A 24,943-nucleotide genomic window follows, 5' to 3' on the forward strand; every position below is an offset into this window, starting at 1 on the left:
CTGCCAACATGACCCCTCGGGAAACGAGGGCATCGAATTTGATCGAATGTCTTTTACAGCTTGATCTCGATGTCCACGCCAGCGGGGAGCTGGAGGCTCATCAGAGCCTCGACCGTCTTGTTGGACGGCTTCAGAATGTCGATCAGACGCTTATGAGTGCGGCTCTCGAACTGCTCGCGGCTATCCTTGTACTTGTGGGTAGCGCGCAGAACGGTAACGATCTCACGATCGGTGGGCAGGGGGATGGGGCCGGACACGCGTGCACCGGTGTGCTTTGCGGTCTCCACGATCTTCTCTGCTGCGGCATCGATCAGCTGAGCATCATAGCTCTGCAGACGGATTCTGATTTTCTCTTTGACTGCCATTGCTTACGCCTCCTGAAAAAATTGATTTTGCCCTAGGCGAGCCGATAAATTGCTCTACACAGTTCCGGGTGTTCCTCGATTTGGCACTATAAAAACCGGTGAACCGCATGGCAGTTCTCCCGGAAACATATTAGCAAATCAAATCCGAACATTGGTTCCGCCCGTTTCGCAGAGGAGTAACTTCTCTGCCGAGGGAACGTATTCCATCGCTGTCAGTAATTCTTTCGCCCGGTTCTAAGATCGGACATACTCCGCGGAAATAACCCATCGCAGCTATCGCCGGATGACAACCTCCCGCATCTACGCATATCGCTGGCCTGCACGACTTGTATCGCACAAGCCCTTTGCAGCCGAGAGTTATTCTATCACACCTTCGTGCATTTGGCAAGTGTTTTTTAGAAAAAAGAACGAATTTTCTTTTTTATTTTCTCTGTTTTATCAAAAAGCGCATTTTCTGTGCAAGATGCACAATCCGTTTCCATTTTGCGGCTGGAAAACTCCGCCGCGCCCGCTGCGCAGTGCTTAGTATGGGCTGTTCTGCCGCTTTTATACATATATAATAAAAAGCAGGGCCGGAGCACTACCGTCCTCGCCCTCTCAGTCAAAGCCTGTCGGCTTTGCCAGCTCTCCCAAAGGGAGAGCCCTTGGCAAAGAGGGAAACTTTTCCGTACTGCCAAGGGCTCCCTCCGTGAGGGAGCTGGCGCGTAAGCGCCTGAAGGAGTTCGTTTTTACTTTTTCTTCAGCTGCTCCTCCAGCCCATCCCGGGGTGTGATGTAGACCGTGGTGTACACCTCGTACAGCACCATGCCGGGCTTGGCACCGCTGGCTTTCCAGATGTTTTTCACCTCGGTGGTGTCCACCGCCACCTTGGCACCGGTGCCCGCCTTGTAGGTGCTGGAGTAGATGACTGCCAGCTCCGCGGCCTCCTGCCTGGTGGTGTCCGGGATCTCCTCGCCCCGGCTCATGACCACAACGTGGCTGCCGGGGGCCTTCTGCACATGGAACCACAGGTCTTTGCCCCGGGCGGTGTGGAGGGTGAGCTTGTCGTTCTGGGCGTTGTTGCGGCCTACCAGTATCTCAAAGCCATCGGTGGAAGTGAACCGCAGGAAATCTGCAGGCTTCTGGCGCTTATCCCGCTGCTTGTAGTATTTCAGGTAGCCCTGACTCTTCAGCTCTGCCCGGATCTCGTTGAGGGCCGCCTCACCGGAAGCCGACTCCACCTCGTAGAGCACCGTTTCCAGATAGGCGATCTCCTCTTCACCCTCTGCCAGCAGATCCACCAGCATCCGGGCGGCGGTCTGCTTCTTTTTATAGTTCTTGAAGAAGTTCTGGGCGTTCTGGCTGGGTGTGAACCGCAGGTCCAGCGGGATGGTCACCTCTTTGCCCTCGTCGTACCAGTTGGGCACGGTGATGCTCTTCATGCCCTTCTGGGCCAGATAGAGGTTTGCCGAGAGCAGCTCACCGTACAGACGCAGCTTTTCGCTCTTGCCGCTGGCAGCAAGCTCTTCCTGACGGGCGGCCTGCTTGCGCACGGCGCGCTCGTACATATTGTGCACCGCCTTGTGCAGCTCCTTGCTTTTGGTGCGCAGGCGTTCCGCGCGGTCCTTCTCAGCGTAGTAGCCCTCCAGCATGGCGTTGAAGGAGGGCCACTCCTTTATTATATATTTTTCGCCGTACTGCTGCGGGCGGAAGAAGGTATACTCGATGGGCTTTCCGCTGGGGTCGGTGACGCTGCAGGGCGTACCGCCGGTTGCGTGCTCTTCCTTCAGCTCGTCGATGGCGGCCATAAGCTTGCGCTTCTGTTCCTCGGTCAGCTCATTGGCGGGCAGATGTTCGCCGTCAAAGGCACGCCATGCAGCTTCGCGGCAGACCACCGGGCCAACACCGGCCACGGTCTTGTTGAGGGCATCTGCCACCGGCAGATCTCTCTGGCAGGCTGCTGCCACGATGGACGCACTGCTCACCAGCAGGAAGTCCGGTCTTGCAGGCTTGGGCGGCGTGGTATAGGGCAGGCCCGGCAGCAGCTGGCGCACATCGCTGTCCTCAAAATCCACGCGCTTGAGTGCGTCAATGATCTTGCCGTTCTGCACCAGAACCAGATTGGAGTAGCGGCCCATCAGCTCGGCACACAGGGTGTTGCGCACAAGGTCGCCCATCTCGTTGGTGCACTGAAAATCAAAGTAGACAATGCGGTCGCCCGGCTCCATGTGCACGTCCAGCAGCCTGCCGCCGGTGAGATGCTTGCGCATCAGCATACAGAAGGAGGGCGGCGTTTCCGGGTTTTCAAAGCTTTCTTCGGTCAGGCACACGCGGGCGGAACCGCTGCGGGCCGAAAGCAGCAGCGCATAGGTATCCGTGCGGGTGCGCAGGGTGAGCACCAGCTCATCGCGGGTGGGTTCAAATAGTTTTGCGATCTTGGCGTCGGTCAGCGTTGCTTTGAGCTCTGCTGCCGTAAGGGCCAGTGTCGCGGCATCCAATGCCATAGTGTTTACCTCGTTTATGATTTGGAATGGAAATTCTTTTATTTTAAGCGGCCTCGCCCTCTCCGTCACGGCTAACGCCGTGCCACCTCTCCCAAAGTGAGAGGCTTTGGCAGTCTACGCAAGGTTCATGGTTTTGCCAAGGGCTCTCCCCTTGGGAGAGCTGTCGAGCAGATGCGAGACTGAGAGGGCGAGGCCGTTCACCTTATTGCAGCTTTCTTTATAAATACGTATACGGATCCCGGTTTTCAGTGCTCACCAGCACTTCCAGCTCCGGCAGGGCGGCGCGCAGCTTTGCAGCCACGGCGGCAGTCACCGGAAATTCGGTGGCATAGTGGCCCGCCGCAATGAGCGAAAGGCCCAGCCGCTTGGCATCGATGGCGTGGTGGTGGTTGGCTTCACCGGTCAGCAGGCAGTCCGCGCCCATAGCAATGGCATCTGCAAACAGGCTTCCGCCCGCACCGCTGATGACCGCCAAGCGCTTGACCGGCTTCCCCGCATCCACAAACTTCACCTGCACCGCCGGGCCGTTCTTCGGCTGGTTGCAGCGCGCAGCAAGCTCCTGCTGTGCCTTGCGGGCAAGCTTTGGAACCGCGATTTCTTCAATGGCTCCCACGCGGCCGCAGCCCTCGGCAAAGGTTTCCATATTCTTCATGCCAAAGATGCCTGCCAGCACTTCGTTCACGCCGCCCTCGGCAGCATCCAGATTAGTGTGCATACAGATGGCAGAAATGCCCGCCTGCACCAGCTGGAACGGCACATCCTGCGGGCCGATCTTTTTGAGTGGATCAAAAATGACCGGGTGGTGGGACACGATCATCTCACACTGCTTTGCGGCGGCTTCGGCCACCACTTCGGGGGTGATGTCCAGTGCTGCCAGCACCCGGTGCATCTGCCCGCCGCAGTCCACCAGCAGGCCGGGATTATCCCAGTGTTCCGCCAGCTCCAGCGGCGCGATGGCCTGCATTGCTTCGTATATCTGATTAACTGTTATCATATCTTCACCATCCTCGCCCTCTCCGTCATTGCTTACGCAATGCCACCTCTCCCATGGTGAGAGGCCTTGGCATTCCATGCAGCGTTCATCATTTTGCCAAAGGCTCTCCCTTTGGGAGAGCTGGACGCGAAGCGGCCTGAGAGGGCAAGCCAGCTAATAAACTATCGATTTCCTGCGCCAGTTCGCTGCCATCCGGCACGCCAAGGCGCATCCGGGGCAGCTTTGCCTTCTGCCAGTCGGCGTAGCCTTTTCCCCCAGGCCACTCTCCCGTACTGCCAAACAGGCACTCGGCAAAGGTGGGCGCATACACCCTGCCGGTGTACTCCGCCGCCATCACCGCGTACCAGCGGCCCGCCGCCTGCACCGGGCGGTCGGCTGCAAAGGAGAAGCCATGCTCCCACAACCAGCGGCGCAGCGCGTCGTGGCGGGTGGCCGGGATCATGATGATCCGCGGCCCTCCCACGGTGAACACCCACGGGGCTTTCTCTAAAATTTCCCAAGTGGTCTGGGCGGAAACGCCCGCCAGCACGATGCTGCCTACTTCGTTCTCCGTAAGCACAGAAAGACCGTCGCCAAGCCGAAGCTCAGCGCGGTCTTTACAGCCTGCATGTTCCAGCGTCTGCTCTGCCTTTGCCAGCGGGCCGGGCCGCAGGTCGGCACCAATCACCTTCGGGTATTTTCCCGAAGCCGCCAGCACCGCCGTCAGCTTGCCGTGGTCGCAGCCGATGTCCGCCACCGGCTCTCCCGGCCGCACAAGCTCTGCGGCGGCAGCCAGACGCGCATCCAGTGTGGGCAGCAATTTATGCCTTCTTTGCGGCCAGATGCTCGTTCAGCTTTTCGATCAGCTCATCGCAGTCCACGCCGTGGACAGCACAGGCCTCCTCGATGCTCTCGCCGCGGGATGCAGGGCAGCCCAGACAGTGCATGCCGATCTCCATGAAGTAGGGAGCGGTGGTCTGGTCCATATCCAGGATATCGCCGATGATGGTCTCGCGGGTCACCTGCTTTGCGTCCTTGTGTTCTTCCTTCTTGAGCATATTGAAAATATCAAACATGATGGTTTTCCTTTCTGTATGGGGGGTCTTTTGCGGTAAAACCTACCGTCTTTCTATACTATACCCCAAACCATGCCTGTTTTGCAAGAGCCTTGCGGAAAATCCGCTTTCCTTAAAGCCCTCCCCGTCACGCCTGATAGTTCTTTTCCAGCGAGAAGCCGCGCCCGCTCACCTCGGTCACATGGCTCACGATCATAAAGCAGGTGGGGTCGATGGCATGGGCCAGCTTTTCCAGCTTCGGCAGCTGGCGGTTGCTCACGATGCTCAGCAGCACCTGCTCCGGCTCGTGGCTGTAGCCTCCCTCGCCATGCAGCACGGTCACGCCGCGGTCCAGCTGGATGAAGATGGCTTCGCGGATATCATCGGCGTGCTGGCTGATGATCTTTACCTCGGTGCGGGTAGTGCCGAAGATGAGCACCTTGTCCAGCACCACCGTATACACGATCACCATCACGATGCCGTACAGACACTGCTGCAGCGGGCTGAACGCCGCCTGCAGGCAGAGGATGAGCATATCGAACACCAGCATACTGGCCGACACCGGGATGTGGAAATATTTGTTCAGCACCAGCGGAGGGATGTCCATGCCGCCGGTGGATGCGCCTGCCCGGATGGTGATGCCCAGCGAAACGCCTACGCCGAGGCCTGCAAAAATGGTGTTGAGCACCAGATCATCGGTGAGCACAAAGCCTGTGAACACCCGCTCCCACAGAGCCAGAAACAGGGGGCTGAGCACGGTGCTGGCAATGGTGGTGATGGCAAAGCGCCGCCCCAGCAGCACCCAGCCCACCGTAAGCATGGTCATGTTGATGACGAACAGCACACCGGACACCGGCAGTCCCAATGCACGGTTGATGCCCAGTGCGATGCCGGTGGCACCGCCGGTGATCAGGCCTGACGGCACAAGAAACAGCACCACCGTGAGCGCATACAGTGCATTGCCCACGATGATGGACAGCGAATTGAATGCGATCTGCTGCTCATATGAAAGCTTTATCATCTTTTGTCCCTCGTTCTTGAATTTCTTTCTTTTATGATAACGAAAAAATCCGCATTTATCAAGCGTTTCGCCCATAAATGCGGAATAATCCCGGAATAAATTACATTTTGTTGTTTACTGCGCAGAGGTCTCCTGCACCGGTTCCTCGTCCTCCAGCAGACGCAGACCGGCGGTATCCGTCACCGGCAGCGAGAACACGATCGCACCCGCCTTTGGCCCGGCACCGTCCATGATGGCTTTCATGATGCGGTTCTTTTCCGGCGTGCGGGCCACGATGAGCACCAGCTCCTTTTCGTTCACCAGCTCCATGCCAAGGAACTGGGCTGCGCCTTCCATGCCGGTACCCTTGGCGTGGATCACCGTGCCACCGCCGGCACCTGCGGCGCGGGCTGCATCCATAATGGTGCCGGTGTGGCCCTGATTGGCGATCACCAGCAGCAGTTCGTAACGGGTATCCTTCAAGGTGCTCTCCTCCTTCAATGTCAGCGGCTGGTGCTGGGTGAGGAACATCAGCGCCCTTCTGCCGCCGATGCTGCTCAGCGGCACCGTGAATGCAATGCCGGTGCCCGGCACGTCGATGCGCATTTTGCGGCGCAGGTCTGTCCGGACGGCCTTCCATGTATCCTCTGTCACCACCGCCAGCAGCACCGCCTTCTCGGTCTTTTCCAGACCCAGCGTGGCCAGCGTTTCACGCACGGCGGTGCCGCTGCCCACAGTGCGCAGGCACACATTCACGCCGTGGCTCTCATACAGCTGCAGAAAGGCATCGGTGGAGCGGCGGTCGGTGATGGTGACCAGCAAAAACAATGTACTCATACCGCACCCTCCTTACAGTTCAATGATATCATCGTCCGGCAGTCCGGCAAAGGCCTCACCCACGGCCGCAGGCTGCAGCCGCCGGGCCTTGCGGGTGCGCAGCTGTGCCACAAGGCCCATCAGCTGCACCGTGATGAGCGGCGTCATGGCCACCATGGCCACCACGCCGAAAGCGTCGGTGACGATATTGCCGCCCACGGCCACGCAGGCGCCCTGTGCCAGCGGCAGCAGGAAGGTAGCCGTCATGGGGCCGGAAGCCACACCGCCCGCGTCAAATGCAATGGCGGTGAAGAGCTTTGGCACCACAAAGGAGATGCCGATGGCAAACACATAGCCCGGCACGAGGAACCACAGGATGGAAATACCGGTGAGCACCCGCACCATGGCAAGGCCCACCGAGATGGAAACACCTGCCGAGAGTGCCATGCCCATGGCCTTGGCCGAAATGGCACCGTCGGTCACCTCTTCCACCTGCTTGTTCAGCACATAGACGGCCGGCTCGGCCTTGACGATGAAGTAACCGATGAGCATTCCAATGGGAATGATGATCCAGCGGAAGCTCTGCCCGGCCAGCACCTGACCCAGATAATTACCGGCGGGCATAAAGCCCACATTTGCGCCGGTGAGGAACAGCACAAGGCCCACGTAGGTATACGCAAGACCCACCGCAATGCGGCCCAGCGACCGGCGGTCCATGTGCAGAGCCGCAAATTGAAAAATGCCGAACATCACGATGATGGGCAGCAGCGAGACAGCGATCTCTTCCAGATACGTAGGCAGGCTGACATGGAACAGCTGCCACAGCTCCACCGAGTCGCTCACCTCCGGCAGCACCGGCGGGATATAGGTGCTGTCCGAGGCGCGGAACACGATGCCCAGAATGAGCACTGCCAGAATGGGGCCGATGGAGCACATGGCCACCAGACCAAAGCTGTCGTCCGCCGCGTGGCGGTCGCCGCGGATGGACGAAACACCCACGCCCAGCGCCATGATAAAGGGCACCGTCATGGGGCCGGTGGTCACACCGCCGGAGTCAAAGGCCACAGCAAGAAATTCCTTGGGCACAAACGCCGCCAGAAGGAAGATCATGCCGTAGAACAGCACCAGCAGCTTTGGCAGCGAGATGCCAATGAGCATACGCAGGAAGGCAAACACCAGAAACAGGCCCACGCCCGCCGCCACCGATAAAATAAGGGTGCGGTTCGGGATGGAGGGCACCTGATTGGCCAGCACCTGCAGGTCCGGCTCCGAAATGGTGATGAGGAAGCCCAGCAGAAAGCCGATGCCCAAGATCACCGGCAGCTTCCGGCTTTTGGTGATCACCGCACCCACGCGCTCGCCCATGGGGGTCATGCTCATCTCCGCGCCCAGTGTGAAGAACATGATGCCCACCACGATCATGGCGGCCCCCAGCAAAAAGCACAGCAGGATGCTGGGCGACACCGGCGCAATGGTAAAGCAGAGCACCAGCACGATGGCTGCAATGGGCAGCACTGCCTGCAGCGCTTCCAATAATTTTTCCCGCAGTTTCGGGAGGGATGCTTTCAGGATAGCGTCCACCGCCTTTCACCGTTTTATATCCAGTTTGTACAAATCAGGAGTAAGTATATGAATAGTATACAAGGCAAAAGCCGCCCCGTCAACAAACGGAGCGGCAAAGATCGGCAAAGACGCAGAAGCTTTACAGTTTCTTCCAAGTTTGTCTTTATTTCGTCAGATCTCCTGCTTTGCCAGCACGTCCGAAGTGGGGGTCTGGAACACCGGGATATTGGCATAGGGGTCAGCCACTTCTTCTGCAGGCAGGCTCTTCATGTAGGCATCCATGGATTCGGCCACCTTCTTGGCCACAGCCACCGCCTCCACCACGGTGCGTGCGCCCATCACGGCATCGCCGCCGGCAAATACGCCCTCGCGGGTGGTGCTGCCGTCCTCGCTGACGGTGAGCAGACCCTTCTGGTTGGTCTCGATGCCGGTGGTGGTCTTGACGAGGTTGCTCTCCGAGCCCTGACTGACCGACACGATCACGCCGGTGTGGGGGTAGAAAATCTCACTGCCCTCCACCTGAGTGAACCTGCCATCTTCGCCCTTGACGGTATCGCGGCAGATCAGGCCGTTCTCCCGGATCTCCACCGGTGCTTTGCAGAAGCGGAAGCCCACGCCCTCCAGCTTTGCATAGCTCACCTCGTACTCGGAGGCGCTGATGCAGCTCTCGTCGCGGCGGGCATAGCAGGTGACGTGGCGGGCACCGTTGCGGATGGCGGTGCGGGCGCAGTCCATGGCAGAGTTGCCCACGCCGATCACGGCAATATCGCTGCCCAGACGGAACGCCTTGGAGTTTGCCAGATAGTCGATGCCAAAAGCTACATTTCCCAAAGTTTCGCCCTTGATATGCATGGCGTTGGCCTTCCACAGACCGGCACCGATGAACACGCTCTTGTAGCCGTCGCGGAACAGATCATCGATGGTGATGGTCTTGCCGATGGTGGTGTTGGGCCGCACCTTGATGCCCTTCAGCTCCAGATGGCGGTACTGGAAATCGTCCAGCACGCTGTCCGGCAGGCGATAGTTGGGGATGCCGTAGCGCATGACGCCGCCAATTTTATCGCGGGCATCAAAGATGGTCACATCGTAGCCCCAGCGTGCCAGCAGCACCGCAATGGTCAGGCCCGCCGGGCCGGAGCCAACGACTGCCGCCTTCATGCCGTTTTTGGGGGCAGGGCCGGCGGTCATTTTGTTGGCGTAGGTCGTGGAAATGTAGTCCTCAATAATGGAGAAGTGCACCGGGTCGTGGCTGGGCATCCGGTTGCGCACGCAGTGGCCCTCGCATTGGTTCTCGTGGTTGCACACCAACGCACAAACGGTGGTCAGCGGGTTATTCTCAAACAGCATCCTGCCAGCTTCGTCCATCTGGTTTGCCTTGAGCAGCCGAATGACCTCCGGGATGTTGGTGTGGATGGGGCAGCCCTGCTGGCACAGCGGCTTTTTGCAGCCCAGACAGCGGTTGGCTTCGTCCAGAACGTGAAGTGCCATGAAGTTTCCTCCTTATTGCGTGCGGTTTTCTGATTCCATTCTCATTTGTTGTATCCAACATTGCATTGCTTTAATCATACACCACAAACCGTCCGGGCACAAGTGTTTCTGCATAAATTTTTTTCGATTATTTTTTGTCAATTCGTCAAAAAGATAATTTTTTGACGATATACTCCCCCCATCGGCCCGGGCACCCGGCGGCACAGTGCGCCAAAATCGCTGGCTCCTGCCTGTGCCGCCGCCATGCGGGCGCAGGCATCGTTTTCTTTTTCCAGCTTTGCCAGCGAGTGGCTCAGCGGCAGGGATGCATGCTTCAGCAGCACAAGTGCTTCCCGCCTTGCCCCCAGCAAATGCAGATAGGGCGGCAGGGCAGGCACGGTCTCCGCCGTATAGCCCAGTGCCGCATCCATGGCAAGGCGGCGCATCCGGGCCCGGGGGTAACGCACAGTGGTCAGCGCGTCCAGCAGCTGGGGCAGGCCGGTGCAGCTGCGCACGGCGTTTTCCAACCGGTGGTCCAATCCCTCGGAAACGCCCCGCACTGCGGCAAAAGCTTCCGGCCGGGCACAGGCCGCCCGCAGCAGAGCCAGCTCACACCGGCCCGCAGCGGCATGATCCGTATACATTCCGTCGATTTCCGCTTTTTTATACAGCTCCAGTGCTTTTTCCGGCACATAAGAAGTCAGCGCATCCGCGCCCTGCTCTGCCCAGAGGGCGCGCAGTGCGCTGGCGCTGGCAAACTGTGCGTGGCCGCTTTCGGCAAGAGCCTGCCCGTGGCCCGCCCCCACGCGGGGCAGCGGCACCGGGGTCATGGGTGCCTCCTGTTCCAGAATGGCCTTGCAGTATTCCACTGCCAGATTGTTGTTGGGCTTATCCAACAGCGCGGCCAGTGCCGTGCCCGGGCAAAGCGTTTCCACCGCTGCTTGCCGCGCCGCCGCAAAGCTGCGGGCACCGGCTGCAAGCTGGCGTTTCAGCTCGGTGCGGTAGGCTGCGCTGCACAGCACCCGGGCAGCTTCCATCAGCAGAGCCGCGTCCGGCGTCTCTGCCCCGAACACCAGCGCATCGCACCCGGCGGCGGCAAGGATGCGCACCCCCGCCCGGGCAAAAGCCTCTGCCCCCGCACAGGCACAGGGCGCAGGCAGCGCAAATATCAGATCTGCCCCGCACTGCAGGGCGGCCTGCACCCGCACCGCTTCCGGCAGCAGCGGCAGTGCGCCGCGCTGGGTCAGCCCGCAGCTCATGGCCACCGCCACATGTTGTGCTCCCAGCGCTTTTGCCTGCGCCAACTGCCATGCATGGCCGTTGTGAAAGGGGTCGTACTCTGCAATGATACCGGCAAATTTCATAGATAAGCTCCTCTGCAGGGCTGCTGCGCCCTCGGAAAGATTGTTAAATTTATATCGTATATACAGAAAACTGCAGTGGTTTTGCGCATTTGTGGGCAGGATGTACAAAAACCTTGTACACAAGCTTTACCGCTTTGCCCGGGTTGCGGCTTGAAAAGCCGCCCACCCTATTATATAATAAACACAGGAATCTGTAAAATTCTGTCCTCAGGTTTAAAAAGAGGGCAGACCAAAAACATACAGGAGGCAACACAGATGAAAGTTCTGGTTATTAACTGCGGCTCTTCTTCCCTGAAGTATCAGCTGATCGATATGGACGGCGAGAAGGTGCTGTGCAAGGGCCTGTGCGAGCGCATTGGCATGGAAAGCAGCATGATTACCCATGAGGCAAACGGCCACAAGGCCACCACGCCCGCCATCTTCCCCACCCACACCGAGGCATTTGCCGAGGTCGTGAAGAAGATGACCACCGGCGAAGGCAAGTGCATCAACGACGTCAGCGAGATCGATGCCATCGGTCACCGTGTCGTGCACGGCGGCGAGAAGTTCAAGGAGAGCTGCCTGATCACCGACGAGGTCATCGAGACCATCCGCGAGCTGAGCCCTCTGGCTCCCCTGCACAACCCCGCCGGCATTCTGGGCATCGAGGCCGCACGCAAGGTGTTCGGCAACATCCCCATGGTGGCTGTGTTCGATACCGCTTTCCACAGCACCATGCCTCCGAAGGCTTATATGTACGCCATTCCGTATGAGTACTACGAGAAGTACGGCGTGCGCCGCTACGGCTTCCACGGCACCAGCCACAAGTACGTTGCGCACAAGGCTGCCGAGTATCTGGAAGAGCCCATTGAGCGCCTGAAGCTGATCACCTGCCATCTGGGCAACGGTTCCTCCATTGCCGCTGTGGATCAGGGCAAGGTCGTGGACACCTCCATGGGCATGACCCCGCTGGCCGGCCTGATGATGGGCACCCGTTGCGGCGACCTGGACCCCTCTGTGGTCAACTACCTGAAGTACACCCTGAACATCACCGGCCACGAGCTGGACGAGATCCTGAACAAGAAGTCCGGCCTGCTGGGCATCTCCGGTGTTTCCAGCGACAAGCGTGACGTGGAAGAGGCAGCTGCTGCCGGCAACAAGCGCGCACAGCTGGCTTCCGACATGCTGAACTACCAGATCAAGAAGACCGTTGGCGCTTACATCGCTGCAATGGGCGGCGTGGATGCTATCGTCTTCACCGGCGGCATCGGCGAGCACGACGCAATTGCCCGTGCAAAGGTCTGCCACCACATGGATTGGCTGGGCATCCGCATCGATACCGAGAAGAACAAGCACCCCGTGGGCGATGTGTGCGAGATCACTGCCTGGGGCGCAAAGGTGCGCACTCTGGTCATCGCTACCGACGAGGAGCTGATGATCGCCCGCGACACCAAGGAAGTCGTCGAGAAGTAACCGTTTTCCAAAGGGCTTTGCAGGGGCTGCTGCACGGAATGTGCGGCAGCCCCTTTTTCATCTTCCGGCAGTTATTTTACCCAAATCAGCCCTGTCGGATTGTGCTATCTATACAAATAACAAGGCGAATGGTTGTTTTTTGGTTGACAAATTTCAAAAAGAACGGTACAATAGAAAAGTCCTCAATTGGAGGACGTCTATTCATTCAAGCCCCTGGTAAGCTTACTGATCAGCGCGATGGTCCCAAAACCAAAGGTATGGTTACAATCCTTCCGTGGGCAAGAACTAACTAAAGAGGAGATACTACTATGTTTGAAGACAAGACTCTGGTCTGCAAGGACTGCGGTAAGGAATTTGTTTGGACTGCTGGTGAGCAGGAGTTCTACGCATCTCGCGGCTTCGAGAATCAGCCCCAGCGCTGCAAGCCCTGCCGTGACGCCCGCAAGAACGGCGGCGCACGCAGCAACAGCGGTGAGCGTCAGATGTTCGATGCTGTCTGCGCAGCTTGCGGCAAGGCTTGCAAGGTCCCCTTCCAGCCCCGTGAGGACCGTCCGGTCTACTGCTCTGACTGCTTCGCTCGCATGAAGCAGAACTAAGCGCTGATTTTTATTTAAATCGGTAACAAAAGGCCCGCTGTCGAAAGGCAGCGGGCCTTTTTGTATTCAGAGCTTCTCCTGTCTGCTTACGCAGCCATGACGGAAGGAGTCTTTCACACCAGCGGCGCAATAAACTTGAGCAGGATGCCCGCCAGATGCAGCAGCTTTTTGCCCTGCCAGATGCTTTCTTTCGTCTGCTCCACCCTGCGGCACCGGGTGAGCGTATCCTGAAAATCCGCTTCCATGTTGGCAATGCAGTCGGTGCCGCGCATCCAGACCGCGTTTTCAAAGTGATGGTACAGGCTGCGGTAGTCCAGATTGATGGTGCCCGCCACAGCTTCCACGCCGTCGGCGATCACGATCTTCGCATGGGTAAAGCCGGGCTGCCACTCGCTGATCTTCACACCCGAAGAAATCAGCGCCTTGTAGTGGGTCTTGGCCAGTGCATAAACGAACCACTTATCCGGCTTGCCGGGCAGGATCAGGTGCACATCCACACCGCGCTCTGCCGCAAATCGCAGGGCTGTTTCCAGCTCGCCGTCTAAAATCAGATACGGCGTGATGATGTGCACATACTTCCGGGCGCGGTTGAGCATATCCATGTACACCATTTCGCCCACCCGCTCACCGTCCAGCGGGCAGTCTCCGTAGGGCACCACAAAGCCCTTGGCGTTTGCTGCCGCCGGGATGGGATCGGACAGGAACTGCTCAAACTCCGGCTGACGCAGGATGCACCACATCTGCAGGAACAGCGCCGTCATGGAGCGCACACCTTCGCCTTCCAGCATCAGGGCCGAGTCCTTCCAGCGGCCATACTTTTCTATGTGGTTGATGTACTCATCTGCCAGATTCACGCCGCCGGTAAAGCCCACCTGGCCATCAATGACCAGAATTTTGCGGTGGTCGCGGTAGTTGTAGTGAGTGGAAACGAAGGGCGTGACCGGCGAGAACACCTTGCACTGGATGCCCAGCGCTTCCAGCCGGCTGGGGTAATCCCGCGGCAGGGTGGAGAACTCGCAGGTGCCGTCATACATCACCCGCACATCCACCCCCTGCGCCGCCTTGCGGGCCAGCACTTCCAGAATGCGGCCCCACATCAGGCCTTCATCCACGATGAAATATTCCAGAAAGATGTATTTTTTTGCCGTTTCCAGCTGGCGCAGCATTTCATCGAACATAGCTTCGCCGCCGTTGAAGTAGGTGGCCACCGTGTCGGCATAGACCGGAAAGCCGCCTCCCTTGCCCCGCAGATACCGTGCCAGCGGCATCGCTTCGGGTGCCTGCTCCTGCAAAAGCTCCACGGTCTGCTCATTCTGCGGCAGCTGGGCGCGGGTCTGGCCCTCCAGATCCAGCAGGCGGCGCTTCAGGGCATTGTGGCCCACATCACTTTTGGTGTACCAGAACAGCGGCACGCCCAGCACCGGCATCAGCGCTGTGACCACCAGCCATGTAATGCGCACGTTGTTGTCCATGTCCTGATTGAGCAGATAGACCATCATTGCCGCTGTTACCAGCAGGGTGCCGCCAAAATAATGCGGCAGCAGCCCGCCGAACCACTGCAGCAGGCTGAACAGCGCGAACGCCTGTAAAAGCAGCAGAACCAGCACTAGGCCAAAACGGCTGAAAATAGCGTGTACCACGCCCTTCTGTCCCCGTTTGAGCAGGCGGATGCCGCCATCCTCAAACACCCGGACCTTGTCCTTCATATTTTGCTGAAATTGTTTTTTCTGCATGGCATTTTCCCTTATCTCACACATTTGCAGCCCTGGGGCTGTAAAAATGTGCCGGTTTGTGTTATGATGTACAGGAACAAGCCCGCCCGGCGCTGTGTCCCGGACAGGCAGCTTTGCACCTATTATAATCCATTCCTGCCATTTTTTCCACCCAAAACGGCAGGATGATGCAGGAGGGACCCCTATGAATAATCTGATCATTGGCATTGCAGGCGACTCCGGCAGCGGCAAGACCACCCTTGCTCTGCGGCTGAAGGAGCGTTTTGGCGAGGATGAAGTACGCCTGATCTCCCACGACAGCTATTACAAGCGCCACGACGAGCTGCCCTTTGAGGAGCGCTGCAAGCTGAACTACGACCACCCGGACGCTTTTGACAACGCTTTGCTGATCTACCATCTGCAGGAGCTGAAGGCAGGCCGCGCCATCGACTGCCCGGTGTACGACTACTCCAACCACAACCGCAGCGACAAGGTACAGCACATCGAGCCCGCACCGGTTCTGATCGTGGAAGGCATCCTGCCCTTTGTGGAGCCGGAGCTGTGCGCCCTGTTCGACTACAAGATCTTTGTGGATACCGATGCCGACGAGCGCATCCTGCGCCGTCTGGTACGCGACGTGAAGGAGCGCGGCCGCAGTCTGGACAGCGTGATCGAGCAGTACCTGACCACCGTCAAGCCTATGCACGAGGCCTTTGTGGAGCCCAGCAAGCGCAATGCGGATATCATCGTGCCCAACGGCGGCGAGAACACCACCGCCATTGAAATGCTGGCGCACCACATCCGCAGCCTGATCGAAAAGGCAAACATGGTGTAAATTTCCACTTCATTTTTTGCACGCAAAAGGAGCCACTGCACAGGTTGTGCAATGGCTCCTTTTTTCTTATCTCAGTGGATAGAGGTACGCACCAGTGCGCGCTTGAGACGCGCCTGAGCCAGCTCGTAGTCCTTCTGGTCGAGGTTCTTCTGCGCAAGGATCTCCTCCGCGCGCTTCTTGGAAGCCTCGGCGCGGGCCTGATCGATCTCCTCGGCCCACTCCCATGTGGTGGCGACCAGACGCACTTCGCCATCCAGCACGCTCAGCAGCCCGCCCATGCAGGCGGCGCGGCGGCGCTGGCCCTCGGCATCCACGATATGGGCTTCGCCCATGCCCAGCGCGGTGCAGTAATCCCCGTGTTTGGCAAGGATGGCCAGATCGCCGTCAATGGCGCGGCAGACGATGCGCTCGGCCTGCCCGTCAAAGGCGCAGCCGTCCGGCGTGACCACCGTCAGATGAAAGGTCGTCATGGTTTACCCTTTCTTCGCTTTTGCGAACACGTCATCGATGGTGCCCGCGAACAGGAATGCGCTCTCGGGCAGCTCGTCGCACTCGCCGTTCAGGATCATCTTGAAACCGCGCAGGGTCTCCTTGAGCGGCACATACTGGCCGGGCATACCGGTGAACTGCTCTGCCACGTGGAAGCTCTGGCTCAGGAAGCGCTGCACCTTGCGGGCGCGGCTGACCGTGCGCTTGTCTTCCTCGCTCAGCTCGTCCATGCCCATGATGGCAATGATGTCCTGCAGCTCCTTGTAGCGCTGCAGCACCTTCTGGACGGCGCGGGCGATCTCGTAGTGCTCCTGACCCACGACCTCCGGGCTGAGGATGCGGCTGGTGGAATCCAGCGGATCCACAGCGGGGTAGATGCCCTGCGAAGCGATATCACGGCTCAGGACCGTGGTGGCATCCAGATGGGTAAAGGTGGTGGCAGGGGCCGGGTCGGTCAGGTCATCGGCGGGCACGTAGACGGCCTGCACCGAGGTGATGGAACCCTTGCGGGTGGAGGTGATGCGCTCCTGCAGAGCACCCATCTCGGTAGCCAGCGTGGGCTGGTAGCCGACGGCAGAGGGCATACGGCCCAGCAGTGCGGACACCTCAGAGCCTGCCTGCGTGAAGCGGAAGATGTTATCGATGAAGAGCAGCACATCCTGATTCTTCACATCGCGGAAATACTCCGCCATGGTCAGGCCGGACAGTGCCACGCGCATACGGGCTCCCGGGGGTTCGTTCATCTGGCCATAGACCAGCGCAGTCTTGTTGATAACGCCGCTCTCGGTCATTTCGCCGTACAGGTCGTTGCCCTCACGGGTGCGCTCGCCAACGCCGGTGAACACCGAGTAGCCGTTGTGCTCGGTGGCGATGTTATAGATCAGCTCCTGGATCAGGACCGTCTTGCCGACGCCTGCACCGCCGAACAGACCGATCTTGCCGCCCTTTGCGTAGGGGCAGATCAGGTCCACGACCTTGATGCCGGTCTCGAGGATCTCGGTGGTGGACTGCTGCTCCTCGTAGCTGGGAGCAGGGCGGTGAATGGGCCAGTAGGCCTCCGGGGCCGGGGCGGGCTTGTTATCCACGGGCTCACCCAGAAGGTTGAACACGCGGCCCAGACACTGGTCGCCCACGGGCACTTTGATGGGTTCGCCGGTATCCACGGCTTCGGTGCCGCGCACCAGACCATCGGTGCTGTTCATTGCAATGCAGCGCACCACGTTATCGCCGGTGTGCTGTGCCACCTCGACCACCAGCTTTTCGCCGTGGTTGTCGATCTCGATGGCGTTGAGCAGCTCCGGCAGCTGGCCATCCTCAAACTGGATGTCCAGCACCGGGCCGATGACCTGGAGCACCTTGCCGATATGTTTTTCGGACATAGGCTACAACTCCTTTTTGATAGGTTTTAAATCTCCGCGCCGGCCACGATCTCGGTGATCTCCTGCGTGATGGCAGCCTGACGGGCACGGTTATAATACAGGTTCAAATGGTCGATCATCTCACCGGCGTTCTTGGTGGCGGCATCCATGGCAGTGCGGCGGGCTGCCAACTCACTGGCTACGCTCTCGCACACGGCACCGTAGACGATGCCTGCCACATACTCCGGGATGATCGCGCTGAATACTTCCTCGCTGCTGGGCTTGTACAGGATCTGGCTGCGGCGGGCATCCGCCTTCTGCTGCTCGGTAGGTTCGATGGACAGCGGCAGCACCTCCATGGTGGCTGCAGTCTGGGTCATCATGGAATCGAACCGGGTGTAGCAGATCTTTACCGCATCGTACTCGCCCTTGAGATATCCTTCCGTGATCTGGCGGGACAGCTGGAAGCACTCGCCCACCGAGACATCTGCCGCCAGCAGCACCTCCTGCGTGAACAGGGGCACCTCGTGGTGGACGAAATACTCTGCCGAGCGCTTGCCGATGGGCAGCACCAGCACTTCGCCTTCTTCGGCCCCGGCCTGCTTGAGCACGTTGGAATTGTATCCACCGGCAAGGCCGCGGTCGCCTGCGATCACGATGAGCAGGGTGCGCTTCACTTCGTCACGGCGCAGGTAGGGGTTGCGGGCGCGGGGGTCGGCCGCGGCGATCTTGGTCAAAGTCTCATGCAGCGTTTCAAAGTAGGGGCGGCTGTGCTCCACCCGTTCCTTGGCGCGGCGCATTTTGGAGGAAGCCACCAGTTCCATTGCCTTGGTGATCTGCATGGTGCTCTCTACGCTTTTGATGCGCAGCTTGATGTCCTTCATGGAACCAGCCATGCGTTACGCCTCCTTCCTTAGTGCGCCTTGACGAAGCTGTCGGTATAGGCTGTGAGCACGCTCTTAAGCTGCTCCTCAGTGTCCTTATCCAGATTGCCGGTGGTGCGGATGGTCTCCATGACGGCGGCACCCGCAGCATTGTTGTCCAGATATTCGTACAGGCCCTTCTCATACTCGGCCACGTCCGGCACCTTGACCTTCACAAGGTGATCGTGAATGGTCGCATACAGGATGGCCACCTGCTTTTCCACAGGCACGGGAGCGGAGCGGTTCTGCTTGAGCACTTCCACGATGCGCTCACCTTGTGCAAGGCGGGCCTTGGTGTCGGCATCCAGATCGGAACCGAACTGTGCAAAGCTCTGCAGCTCGCGGTACTGGGAGTAGATCAGCTTCAGGGTGCCGGCGACCTTCTTCATGGCCTTGATCTGGGCATTGCCGCCCACGCGGGAAACCGAGATGCCGGGGTTGACTGCCGGCATGACACCGGAGTGGAACAGCTCCGTCTCCAGGAAGATCTGACCATCGGTGATGGAAATGACATTCGTGGGGATGTAGGCGGAAACATCGCCCGCCTGCGTCTCGATGATGGGCAGAGCCGTCAGGCTGCCGCCGCCCAGCTCATTGGAGAGCTTGGCCGCGCGTTCCAGCAGACGGGAGTGCAGATAGAACACGTCGCCGGGGTAAGCCTCACGTCCCGGGGGACGGCGGATCAGCAGCGACAGTGCACGGTAGGCCACGGCGTGCTTGGACAGATCGTCGTAGATGATGAGGACGTGCTTGCCCTGATGCATGAAATATTCGCCCATGGCACAGCCGGAGTAGGGTGCGATATACTGCAGGGGCGAAAGCTCGGATGCCGTTGCGGACACCACGATGGTGTAGCCCATGGCACCGGCTTCGGTCAGGCTCTGCACAAGGTTTGCCACGGTAGAGCGCTTCTGGCCGATGGCAACGTAAATGCAGATGACGTCCTTGCCCTTCTGGTTGATGATGGTATCGGAGGCGATGGTGGTCTTGCCGGTCTGGCGGTCGCCGATGATCAGCTCGCGCTGGCCGCGTCCGATGGGGATCATGGAGTCGATGGCCTTGATGCCGGTCTGCAGCGGCTCCTTGACCGGCTGACGGTCGATGATGCCGGGAGCGCGGCTTTCAATGGCGCGGAACTCGGTGGTCTCGATGGGGCCTGCGCCGTCGATGGGCTGGCCCAGCGCGTTGACCACGCGGCCGATCATGGCTTCGCCCACCGGCACGGACACCACCTTGCCGGTGCGCTTGACAGTGCTGCCTTCCTTGATGCCGACGTCGGAGCCCAGCAGAACGATGGAGACGGTGTTCTCCTCCAGATTCTGGGCCATGCCGTATTCGCCGTTATCAAACTGAAGCAGCTCACCTGCCATGCACTTTTCCAGACCACTGGCGCGGGCGATTCCGTCGCCCACCATAATGACCGTGCCGGTCTCGCTCTGCTCGATGGCATTTTCGTAATGCTTGATCTGCGCACGGATGATCTTGGAGATCTCTTCAGGTTTCAGTTGCATCTTTGTTTGTTCACCACTCAATTCTTAAAAATCTTTCGGGTGGAAATTCGATCACAGTGTCACGGAAGCAATATCCCTGCGCAGGGCGGACAGACGGTTCTGCACCGTGCCGTCCAGCTCGGTGCCTTCGATATCCAGCCGGATGCCGCCCAGCACTGCCGAATCGACCTTTGTTTTCAGGTCGATGGTCTTGCCGGTGAGCTTTTCCAGCTTTTCGTGCAGGCTCTTTGCCTGCTGTTCCGTCATTGCCACTGCAGTGGTCGCCGTTGCTTCCAGAATGCCGTGTGCCTGATTGTAGCGCACACGGTAAGCCCGTGCGCAGCCGGACAGCTCCCGCAGGGTGCCCTTCTCGCACAGGATCTTCAAAAAGTTCAGCACATAGAGGTGGACCTGATCCCGCAGTGCTTCATCCAGCAGGCCGCAGCGCTCTCTTTTCGGGATGCTGGGGGTGCTGAGCAGATGCAGGTAGTCCGGGTTTGCCTTAAAAAGCGCCACGGCTTCGTCCAGCTCACCCAGAATGCGGGCCTCCAGCCCTTCCTCCGCCGCCAGATCGTACAGACTTCCGCCGTACATCCTTGCAGTCTCGGTCATGATGCTTCACCCACATTTTTGATAAATTCGTCGATCAGATCCTTGTGGTCCTTCTCGCTGATCTCACGCTCCACCACCTTGGAGGCGATCTCCATGGCGATGCCGCCGATCTCGTCCTTGACCTCGTTCACGGCCTTCTTGCGCTCCTGCGCAATGTCGGCTTCGGCCTTCTGCTTGAGGGCAGCAGCCTGCGCGCGGGCCTCGCCCACGATCTCTTCGCCGCGGGCGGTGGCCGTCTTCTGCGCATTGGCAACAATCTCGTTGGCCTCGGTGCGGGCATTCTGCAGGTTCTGCTCGTACTCTGCCTTCATGGCTTCGGCTTCGGTGCGCAGCTTGGTGGCATCGGCGATCTGGCTGTCTGCCTTCGCCTTGCGCTCTGCGATCACGTTTTTGACCGGATTCAGCAGGAACTTTTTGAAGATGAACAGCTGGATCATCAGGTTGCAGATCTGGGCCAGAAAGGTCCAGCCGTCCAGCGTGATCAACGCCTGGTACAGTTCCATAAGCGTCTCCTTTCGTTATTTTGTAAAAGGTTCCGCTTATGCCAGGAACTTCATGAACATACCGGGTGCCAGGAAGATCAGCAGCAGGCCGGTGACGAAGCCGTAAATACCGGTGGTCTCGGAAAGTGCAACGCCCAGGATCAGGGTGCTGGTAACGTCGCTCTTGCACTCGGGCTGACGGCCCACAGCTTCACAGGCAGCAGCTGCTGCGTTGCCTTCGCCGATACCGGGGCCGATACCTGCGATCAGTGCACAGCCTGCGCCGATGCCGCAGCCTGCCAGAGCGATACCACGAGCGAGGTACTGAAAGTCAGTCATAAGATTTGTCCTCCAAAAAAGTTTTTTGTTTTGGGAGATGCCGTTGTGAGGGCTTAGTCCTCACCGGCAGCACGTTTGATGAAAATTGCGGTCAGGGTACAGAAGATGAACGCCTGAATACAGCCGCCGAACCAGTCGAAATACAGGCCCGTAAAGGCCGGGATGCCGATCTGGAACAGCTGGATCTGGCTCAAGGCACCCGGTAGCCAGCCGAAAATGACGTGGCTCAGGCTTGCCAGCGCCCAGTACAGCAGTGTGGAGATGACCGTACCGGACAAGATATTGCCAAAGTGACGGAACGCCATACTGACGGGGGTGGAAACCTCCGACAGCACATTGATGGGTGCCATGATGAAGATGGGGTCCAAAAGACCTTTCAGGTAGGAAAGGATGCCGTTGGTCTTGATCTTGTAGTACATGATCAGCACGAACACCACAATGGCCCACGCCGCCTCGGTGTTCAGGTCGGCTGTGGGGCTCCACAGGCCGATGACACTGATGAGGTTGCAGCCGATGCTCAGAGCGAAGATCGCGCCGATGAGCGGGATATACTGATCAAAGTGATAGCCCATGTTGTCGTGCACGAACTGGTCCAGCCGTTCTACGATGAACTCGGCGGCGGCCTGCCGCTTTGAGACATTTTCCAGCTTGAGGTTGCTGCCCAGCCAGATGGCAAAACCCGAAAGCAGCGCCATGACGATCCAGGTACTGACCAGGGTCTGGGTGATCTTGAAATCGCCCAGAACAGGAATGTCGGTATGGATGGTATACAGGATCTTTGCGCCGTTCAGTTCCATTTGTTACGTTTCACCCCCTTCGTCACGGGGTTCAGCTTCCGGCTCCGGTGCGGGTTCGGGGTCATCCTCCACAGAGACATCCACCGAAGGCCCGGCCGGTGCAAGAGGCTTGTACTTGCCGGTTATTTGCAGATAGTAAATTGTAACACGCGGGAAAAGCAGTGGCAGAACACCGGCAAACGGCTGGAACACCGGTGCCCCGATGGCAACGATGATCCACACCGCCTGCAAAAGCATCCGGACATTGTAGGAAGCCTGCAATGTCGCTTTGCGCCGTTTCTCATCCTGCTCGTCGATGACCTTCTGGCATACGAGGCAGATGCCCGCAAAGTTGCCGATGGCCACGGCCGCGCCGATGAGACTGCCCAGAACAACGGTATAGTCAAATTTCACCCAGCCAACCAGGTGCAGAGCTGCAAAGATCACCCACATGACGGCGGTACAGATGGCCGTGCCGCAGGCGATGCGGGTCAGCTCCTTTTTGGATTCCGGCTGCAGTTTCATAAAGGGAAACCTCCTGTTAAGTTTACTGATGCGAGTTGAACCCCACCCGCTTTGGTTTTTCCTTTTTGGTGCGGTCCATGTGTTCCTTTGCAAAATACCAGAAGTTCTGTGCCCCGGCAGCAAGCCCCAACAGGATGGCCGGCAGGAACACCCATTCCGGCCAGCTCCAGTTGTTCACCGCCCACCATGCACCGCCCAGACACATGACCAGCGGCAGCAGCATATTCAGGCCCAGCTGGGTCAGCCAGACAAGATCCTCCAGTGCCTTATACCAGCCCTTCAACCTGCGTTTCCTCCCTGTGTGATGTGCCTTTGCAAAAGCCAGATTCTGGATTCTTTGCCAAGGATTTGCAGTCAGTGAAAAATCTTATAACGCTAGTATAATTCAAACCGATCGTTTTTTCAATCAATTTTCCACTGTTTTCTAGTAAAATTTCATAGTTTGTTCACACTAATGCCGTAACTGTACGCCCTGTATGGAGTTTGTGCGTCTGCGGGCGCATCAATACCAAAAGTTTGATGGTTCTGTTGTGCAGAATGCAAAAAAACGGGCGAACCCTCTCAGGCGCTGACGCGCCAGCTCTCCCGAAGGGCGAGCTTTTATGCATCTTTCGGGCAGCACAAATAAAGCTCCCCCTTTCGGGGGAGCTGCTGAGCGAAGCGAAGCTGAGAGGGTCACACAAAAAAGCCGCCCGGCTCTTTGGGAACCGGGCGGCAGCTGTTATGCAGTTTTCAGGACATTACCAGAGGTTTGCCGTCTCGTTGTACAGGCCCTCGTAGCTCTTGGCGGAGACATCCCAGCTGAAATCGCACTCCATGCAGTGGTGCACGAGGTTCTTCCAGTTCTCCTTGTCATAGTAAGCATTCTGTGCGTTGCAGCAGGCCACATACAGCTCGTGGGCATTGTAGCCCGCAAAGGTAAAGCCGTTGCCCTCGCCCATGGTGCTGTCGTGGATGGAGTCGCGCAGACCGCCGGTCTCGCGGACGATGGGAGGCGTGCCGTAGCGGCAGGCCACCATCTGTGCCAGACCGCAGGGCTCGCTCTTGGAAGGCATGATGAAGGCATCTGCGCCTGCGTAGATTTCCTGCGACAGGGCCGGCTCGAAGCCGATGTAGGTGCCAACGCGGCCCGGATGGCGTGCGCACAGGTCGGAGAAGAAGTTCTCGTACTGGCTCTCGCCGCTGCCCAGAACGACCAGCTCGATGCCGCGATCCACCAGACCATCGGCGATGCTCTGCACCAGATCAAAGCCCTTCATGCCGACCATGCGGCTGACCATGGCAAAGACGGGGCTGCCATCCTTGTTCAGGCCGAACTTATCCTGCAGGGCTTCCTTGCACTTTGCCTTGCCCTCTTCAAAGTTGGTGATGTCGTAGTTGAAGGGGATGTTCTTATCCGTAGCGGGATCGTTGGAATCCACATCGATGCCGTTCAGGATGCCGCACAGCTTGTACTGCTTCTCGCGCAGCAGAGCGTCCAGACCATAGCTGAACCACGGGTCAAGGATCTCCATGGCATAGGTGGGGCTGACAGTGGTGATCTTATCGGCAGTCTCGAAAGCACCCTTCATGAAGTTTGCGCAGCCGTCGTACTCTACGATGTGCTGGTCGCGGCGGCCGATGCCGCAGGTGTCCTCCAGAATGTCGGTGCCGTACTTGCCCTGATAAGCAATATTATGGATGGTGAAGATGGTCTTGATGCGGTTGAACTTATCCAGATGGCGATAGTACAGGTTCAGGTACACCGGCACCAGAGCGGTCTGCCAGTCGTTGCAGTTGATGATATCGGGGGTGAAATCGATGTAGAACAGGGTCTCTAAAACGGCGCGGGAGAAGAAGGCGAAACGCTCGCCGTCATCGTAGAAGCCGTACAGGCCGCGGCGCTTGAAGTAATACTCGTTGTCCAGGAAGTAGTAGGTCACGCCGTTCCGCTCGGTCTTGAACAGGCCGCAGTACTGGCTGCGCCAGCCCACGGGGACGGAATAATTGGTCACGTACTCCAGCGTATCACGGAACTTCAAATCGCCGTACAGGGGCATAATGACGCGGGCATCCACGCCGTCCTTGACCAGAGCCTTGGGCAGGGCACCCGCAACGTCGGCCAGACCGCCGGACTTTGCAAAAGGGGCAGCTTCCGAAGCAGCATACAGGATTCTCATAGGATCGCTCCTTCCATATAGTGGGATATTTTCGTTCTCCCCCACCGCCCTTGCAGGCAGCACGAACCATTTTTACAAAAGAGCAGGCGGGGGCACACAGATGCCCCCG

General features: G+C 58.7%; 25 protein-coding genes. 3 read left to right on the forward strand and 22 right to left on the reverse strand.

Going from position 1 to position 24,943, the window contains the following annotated elements; translation table 11 throughout:
• Positions 1-53 precede the first annotated feature (53 nt).
• The 10 genes from rpsJ to DW937_RS07500 form a co-directional block, all read right to left on the reverse strand.
• Positions 54-365: a 30S ribosomal protein S10 gene (rpsJ, locus tag DW937_RS07455; protein ID WP_005934923.1), complete on the reverse strand. Its 312-nt coding sequence runs from the start codon at positions 363-365 to the stop codon at positions 54-56.
• Between the two features lie 728 nt (positions 366-1,093).
• The gene (locus tag DW937_RS07460; protein ID WP_120120553.1) at positions 1,094-2,848 is read right to left on the reverse strand and encodes an NFACT RNA binding domain-containing protein; all 1,755 of its coding nucleotides are present in this window, start codon (positions 2,846-2,848) and stop codon (positions 1,094-1,096) included.
• Between the two features lie 217 nt (positions 2,849-3,065).
• Complete coding sequence (locus DW937_RS07465) at positions 3,066-3,842, reverse strand: Nif3-like dinuclear metal center hexameric protein (protein WP_120120554.1); 777 nt, start codon at positions 3,840-3,842, stop codon at positions 3,066-3,068.
• 88 nt (positions 3,843-3,930) lie between these two features.
• Positions 3,931-4,641, reverse strand: coding sequence for a class I SAM-dependent methyltransferase (locus DW937_RS07470; protein ID WP_120120555.1), 711 nt, complete (start codon positions 4,639-4,641; stop codon positions 3,931-3,933).
• Position 4,642: 1 nt separating this feature from the next.
• Positions 4,643-4,897 carry a DUF1858 domain-containing protein gene (locus DW937_RS07475; protein ID WP_005938058.1) on the reverse strand — a complete coding sequence of 85 codons (255 nt, stop codon included), beginning with the start codon at positions 4,895-4,897 and terminating at the stop codon, positions 4,643-4,645.
• Between the two features lie 127 nt (positions 4,898-5,024).
• Complete coding sequence (locus tag DW937_RS07480; protein ID WP_165852911.1) at positions 5,025-5,897, reverse strand: YitT family protein; 873 nt, start codon at positions 5,895-5,897, stop codon at positions 5,025-5,027.
• A 114-nt stretch (positions 5,898-6,011) separates the two neighbouring features.
• Complete coding sequence (locus DW937_RS07485) at positions 6,012-6,713, reverse strand: P-II family nitrogen regulator (RefSeq protein WP_120120556.1); 702 nt, start codon at positions 6,711-6,713, stop codon at positions 6,012-6,014.
• Positions 6,714-6,725: 12 nt separating this feature from the next.
• Entirely contained in the window at positions 6,726-8,273 is a 1,548-nt protein-coding gene (locus DW937_RS07490) for a DUF1538 domain-containing protein (RefSeq protein ID WP_118526571.1), read from the reverse strand.
• A 153-nt stretch (positions 8,274-8,426) separates the two neighbouring features.
• Positions 8,427-9,743 (reverse strand): NAD(P)-dependent oxidoreductase, encoded by a 1,317-nt coding sequence (locus DW937_RS07495; RefSeq protein WP_118526569.1) that lies wholly within the window; start codon positions 9,741-9,743, stop codon positions 8,427-8,429.
• A gap of 137 nt (positions 9,744-9,880) precedes the next feature.
• Positions 9,881-11,086, reverse strand: a complete 1,206-nt coding sequence (locus tag DW937_RS07500; RefSeq protein ID WP_120120557.1) for a nucleotidyltransferase family protein — start codon at positions 11,084-11,086, stop codon at positions 9,881-9,883.
• 255 nt (positions 11,087-11,341) lie between these two features.
• Between DW937_RS07500 and DW937_RS07505 the strand changes: the two genes are divergently transcribed.
• A complete protein-coding gene (locus DW937_RS07505; protein WP_097777135.1) occupies positions 11,342-12,538 on the forward strand; it encodes an acetate kinase in 1,197 nt (398 codons plus the stop codon).
• A 308-nt stretch (positions 12,539-12,846) separates the two neighbouring features.
• Entirely contained in the window at positions 12,847-13,134 is a 288-nt protein-coding gene (locus tag DW937_RS07510; protein ID WP_005921120.1) for a zinc-ribbon domain containing protein, read from the forward strand.
• 113 nt (positions 13,135-13,247) lie between these two features.
• Here DW937_RS07510 and DW937_RS07515 read toward each other — a convergent pair whose 3' ends face one another.
• Positions 13,248-14,867, reverse strand: coding sequence for a phospholipase D-like domain-containing protein (locus DW937_RS07515; protein WP_120120558.1), 1,620 nt, complete (start codon positions 14,865-14,867; stop codon positions 13,248-13,250).
• A gap of 184 nt (positions 14,868-15,051) precedes the next feature.
• Between DW937_RS07515 and udk the strand changes: the two genes are divergently transcribed.
• Positions 15,052-15,681, forward strand: coding sequence for a uridine kinase (gene udk / locus DW937_RS07520; protein WP_120120559.1), 630 nt, complete (start codon positions 15,052-15,054; stop codon positions 15,679-15,681).
• 71 nt (positions 15,682-15,752) lie between these two features.
• On the opposite strand, the gene atpC is transcribed toward udk, so the two are convergent.
• The 11 genes from atpC to DW937_RS07575 form a co-directional block, all read right to left on the reverse strand.
• Positions 15,753-16,151 carry an ATP synthase F1 subunit epsilon gene (gene atpC, locus DW937_RS07525; protein WP_120020852.1) on the reverse strand — a complete coding sequence of 133 codons (399 nt, stop codon included), beginning with the start codon at positions 16,149-16,151 and terminating at the stop codon, positions 15,753-15,755.
• A gap of 3 nt (positions 16,152-16,154) precedes the next feature.
• Positions 16,155-17,549: a F0F1 ATP synthase subunit beta gene (gene atpD, locus DW937_RS07530; protein WP_005938088.1), complete on the reverse strand. Its 1,395-nt coding sequence runs from the start codon at positions 17,547-17,549 to the stop codon at positions 16,155-16,157.
• Positions 17,550-17,575: 26 nt separating this feature from the next.
• Positions 17,576-18,424, reverse strand: coding sequence for an ATP synthase F1 subunit gamma (atpG, locus tag DW937_RS07535; RefSeq protein ID WP_005938091.1), 849 nt, complete (start codon positions 18,422-18,424; stop codon positions 17,576-17,578).
• 17 nt (positions 18,425-18,441) lie between these two features.
• Positions 18,442-19,962 carry a F0F1 ATP synthase subunit alpha gene (atpA, locus tag DW937_RS07540; protein ID WP_097774385.1) on the reverse strand — a complete coding sequence of 507 codons (1,521 nt, stop codon included), beginning with the start codon at positions 19,960-19,962 and terminating at the stop codon, positions 18,442-18,444.
• 51 nt (positions 19,963-20,013) lie between these two features.
• Positions 20,014-20,553 (reverse strand): ATP synthase F1 subunit delta, encoded by a 540-nt coding sequence (gene atpH, locus DW937_RS07545; protein ID WP_120120560.1) that lies wholly within the window; start codon positions 20,551-20,553, stop codon positions 20,014-20,016.
• Positions 20,550-21,056, reverse strand: coding sequence for a F0F1 ATP synthase subunit B (atpF, locus tag DW937_RS07550; protein WP_005938099.1), 507 nt, complete (start codon positions 21,054-21,056; stop codon positions 20,550-20,552). Before atpF ends, atpH begins: the two co-directional genes overlap by 4 nt.
• Positions 21,057-21,092: 36 nt before the next feature.
• Positions 21,093-21,374: an ATP synthase F0 subunit C gene (gene atpE, locus DW937_RS07555; protein ID WP_005930278.1), complete on the reverse strand. Its 282-nt coding sequence runs from the start codon at positions 21,372-21,374 to the stop codon at positions 21,093-21,095.
• A gap of 53 nt (positions 21,375-21,427) precedes the next feature.
• Positions 21,428-22,171, reverse strand: coding sequence for a F0F1 ATP synthase subunit A (locus DW937_RS07560; protein ID WP_120120561.1), 744 nt, complete (start codon positions 22,169-22,171; stop codon positions 21,428-21,430).
• A 3-nt stretch (positions 22,172-22,174) separates the two neighbouring features.
• Positions 22,175-22,675, reverse strand: coding sequence for an ATP synthase subunit I (locus DW937_RS07565; RefSeq protein WP_005938105.1), 501 nt, complete (start codon positions 22,673-22,675; stop codon positions 22,175-22,177).
• Between the two features lie 22 nt (positions 22,676-22,697).
• On the reverse strand, positions 22,698-22,958 hold the full coding sequence (locus DW937_RS07570; protein ID WP_044953278.1) for an AtpZ/AtpI family protein: 261 nt from the start codon (positions 22,956-22,958) through the stop codon (positions 22,698-22,700).
• 457 nt (positions 22,959-23,415) lie between these two features.
• On the reverse strand, positions 23,416-24,834 hold the full coding sequence (locus DW937_RS07575; RefSeq protein ID WP_120120562.1) for a glycogen/starch synthase: 1,419 nt from the start codon (positions 24,832-24,834) through the stop codon (positions 23,416-23,418).
• Positions 24,835-24,943 lie beyond the last annotated feature (109 nt).

The organism is Faecalibacterium sp. AM43-5AT (assembly GCF_003603345.1).
Classification (GTDB): Bacteria; Bacillota; Clostridia; order Oscillospirales; family Ruminococcaceae; genus Faecalibacterium; species Faecalibacterium taiwanense.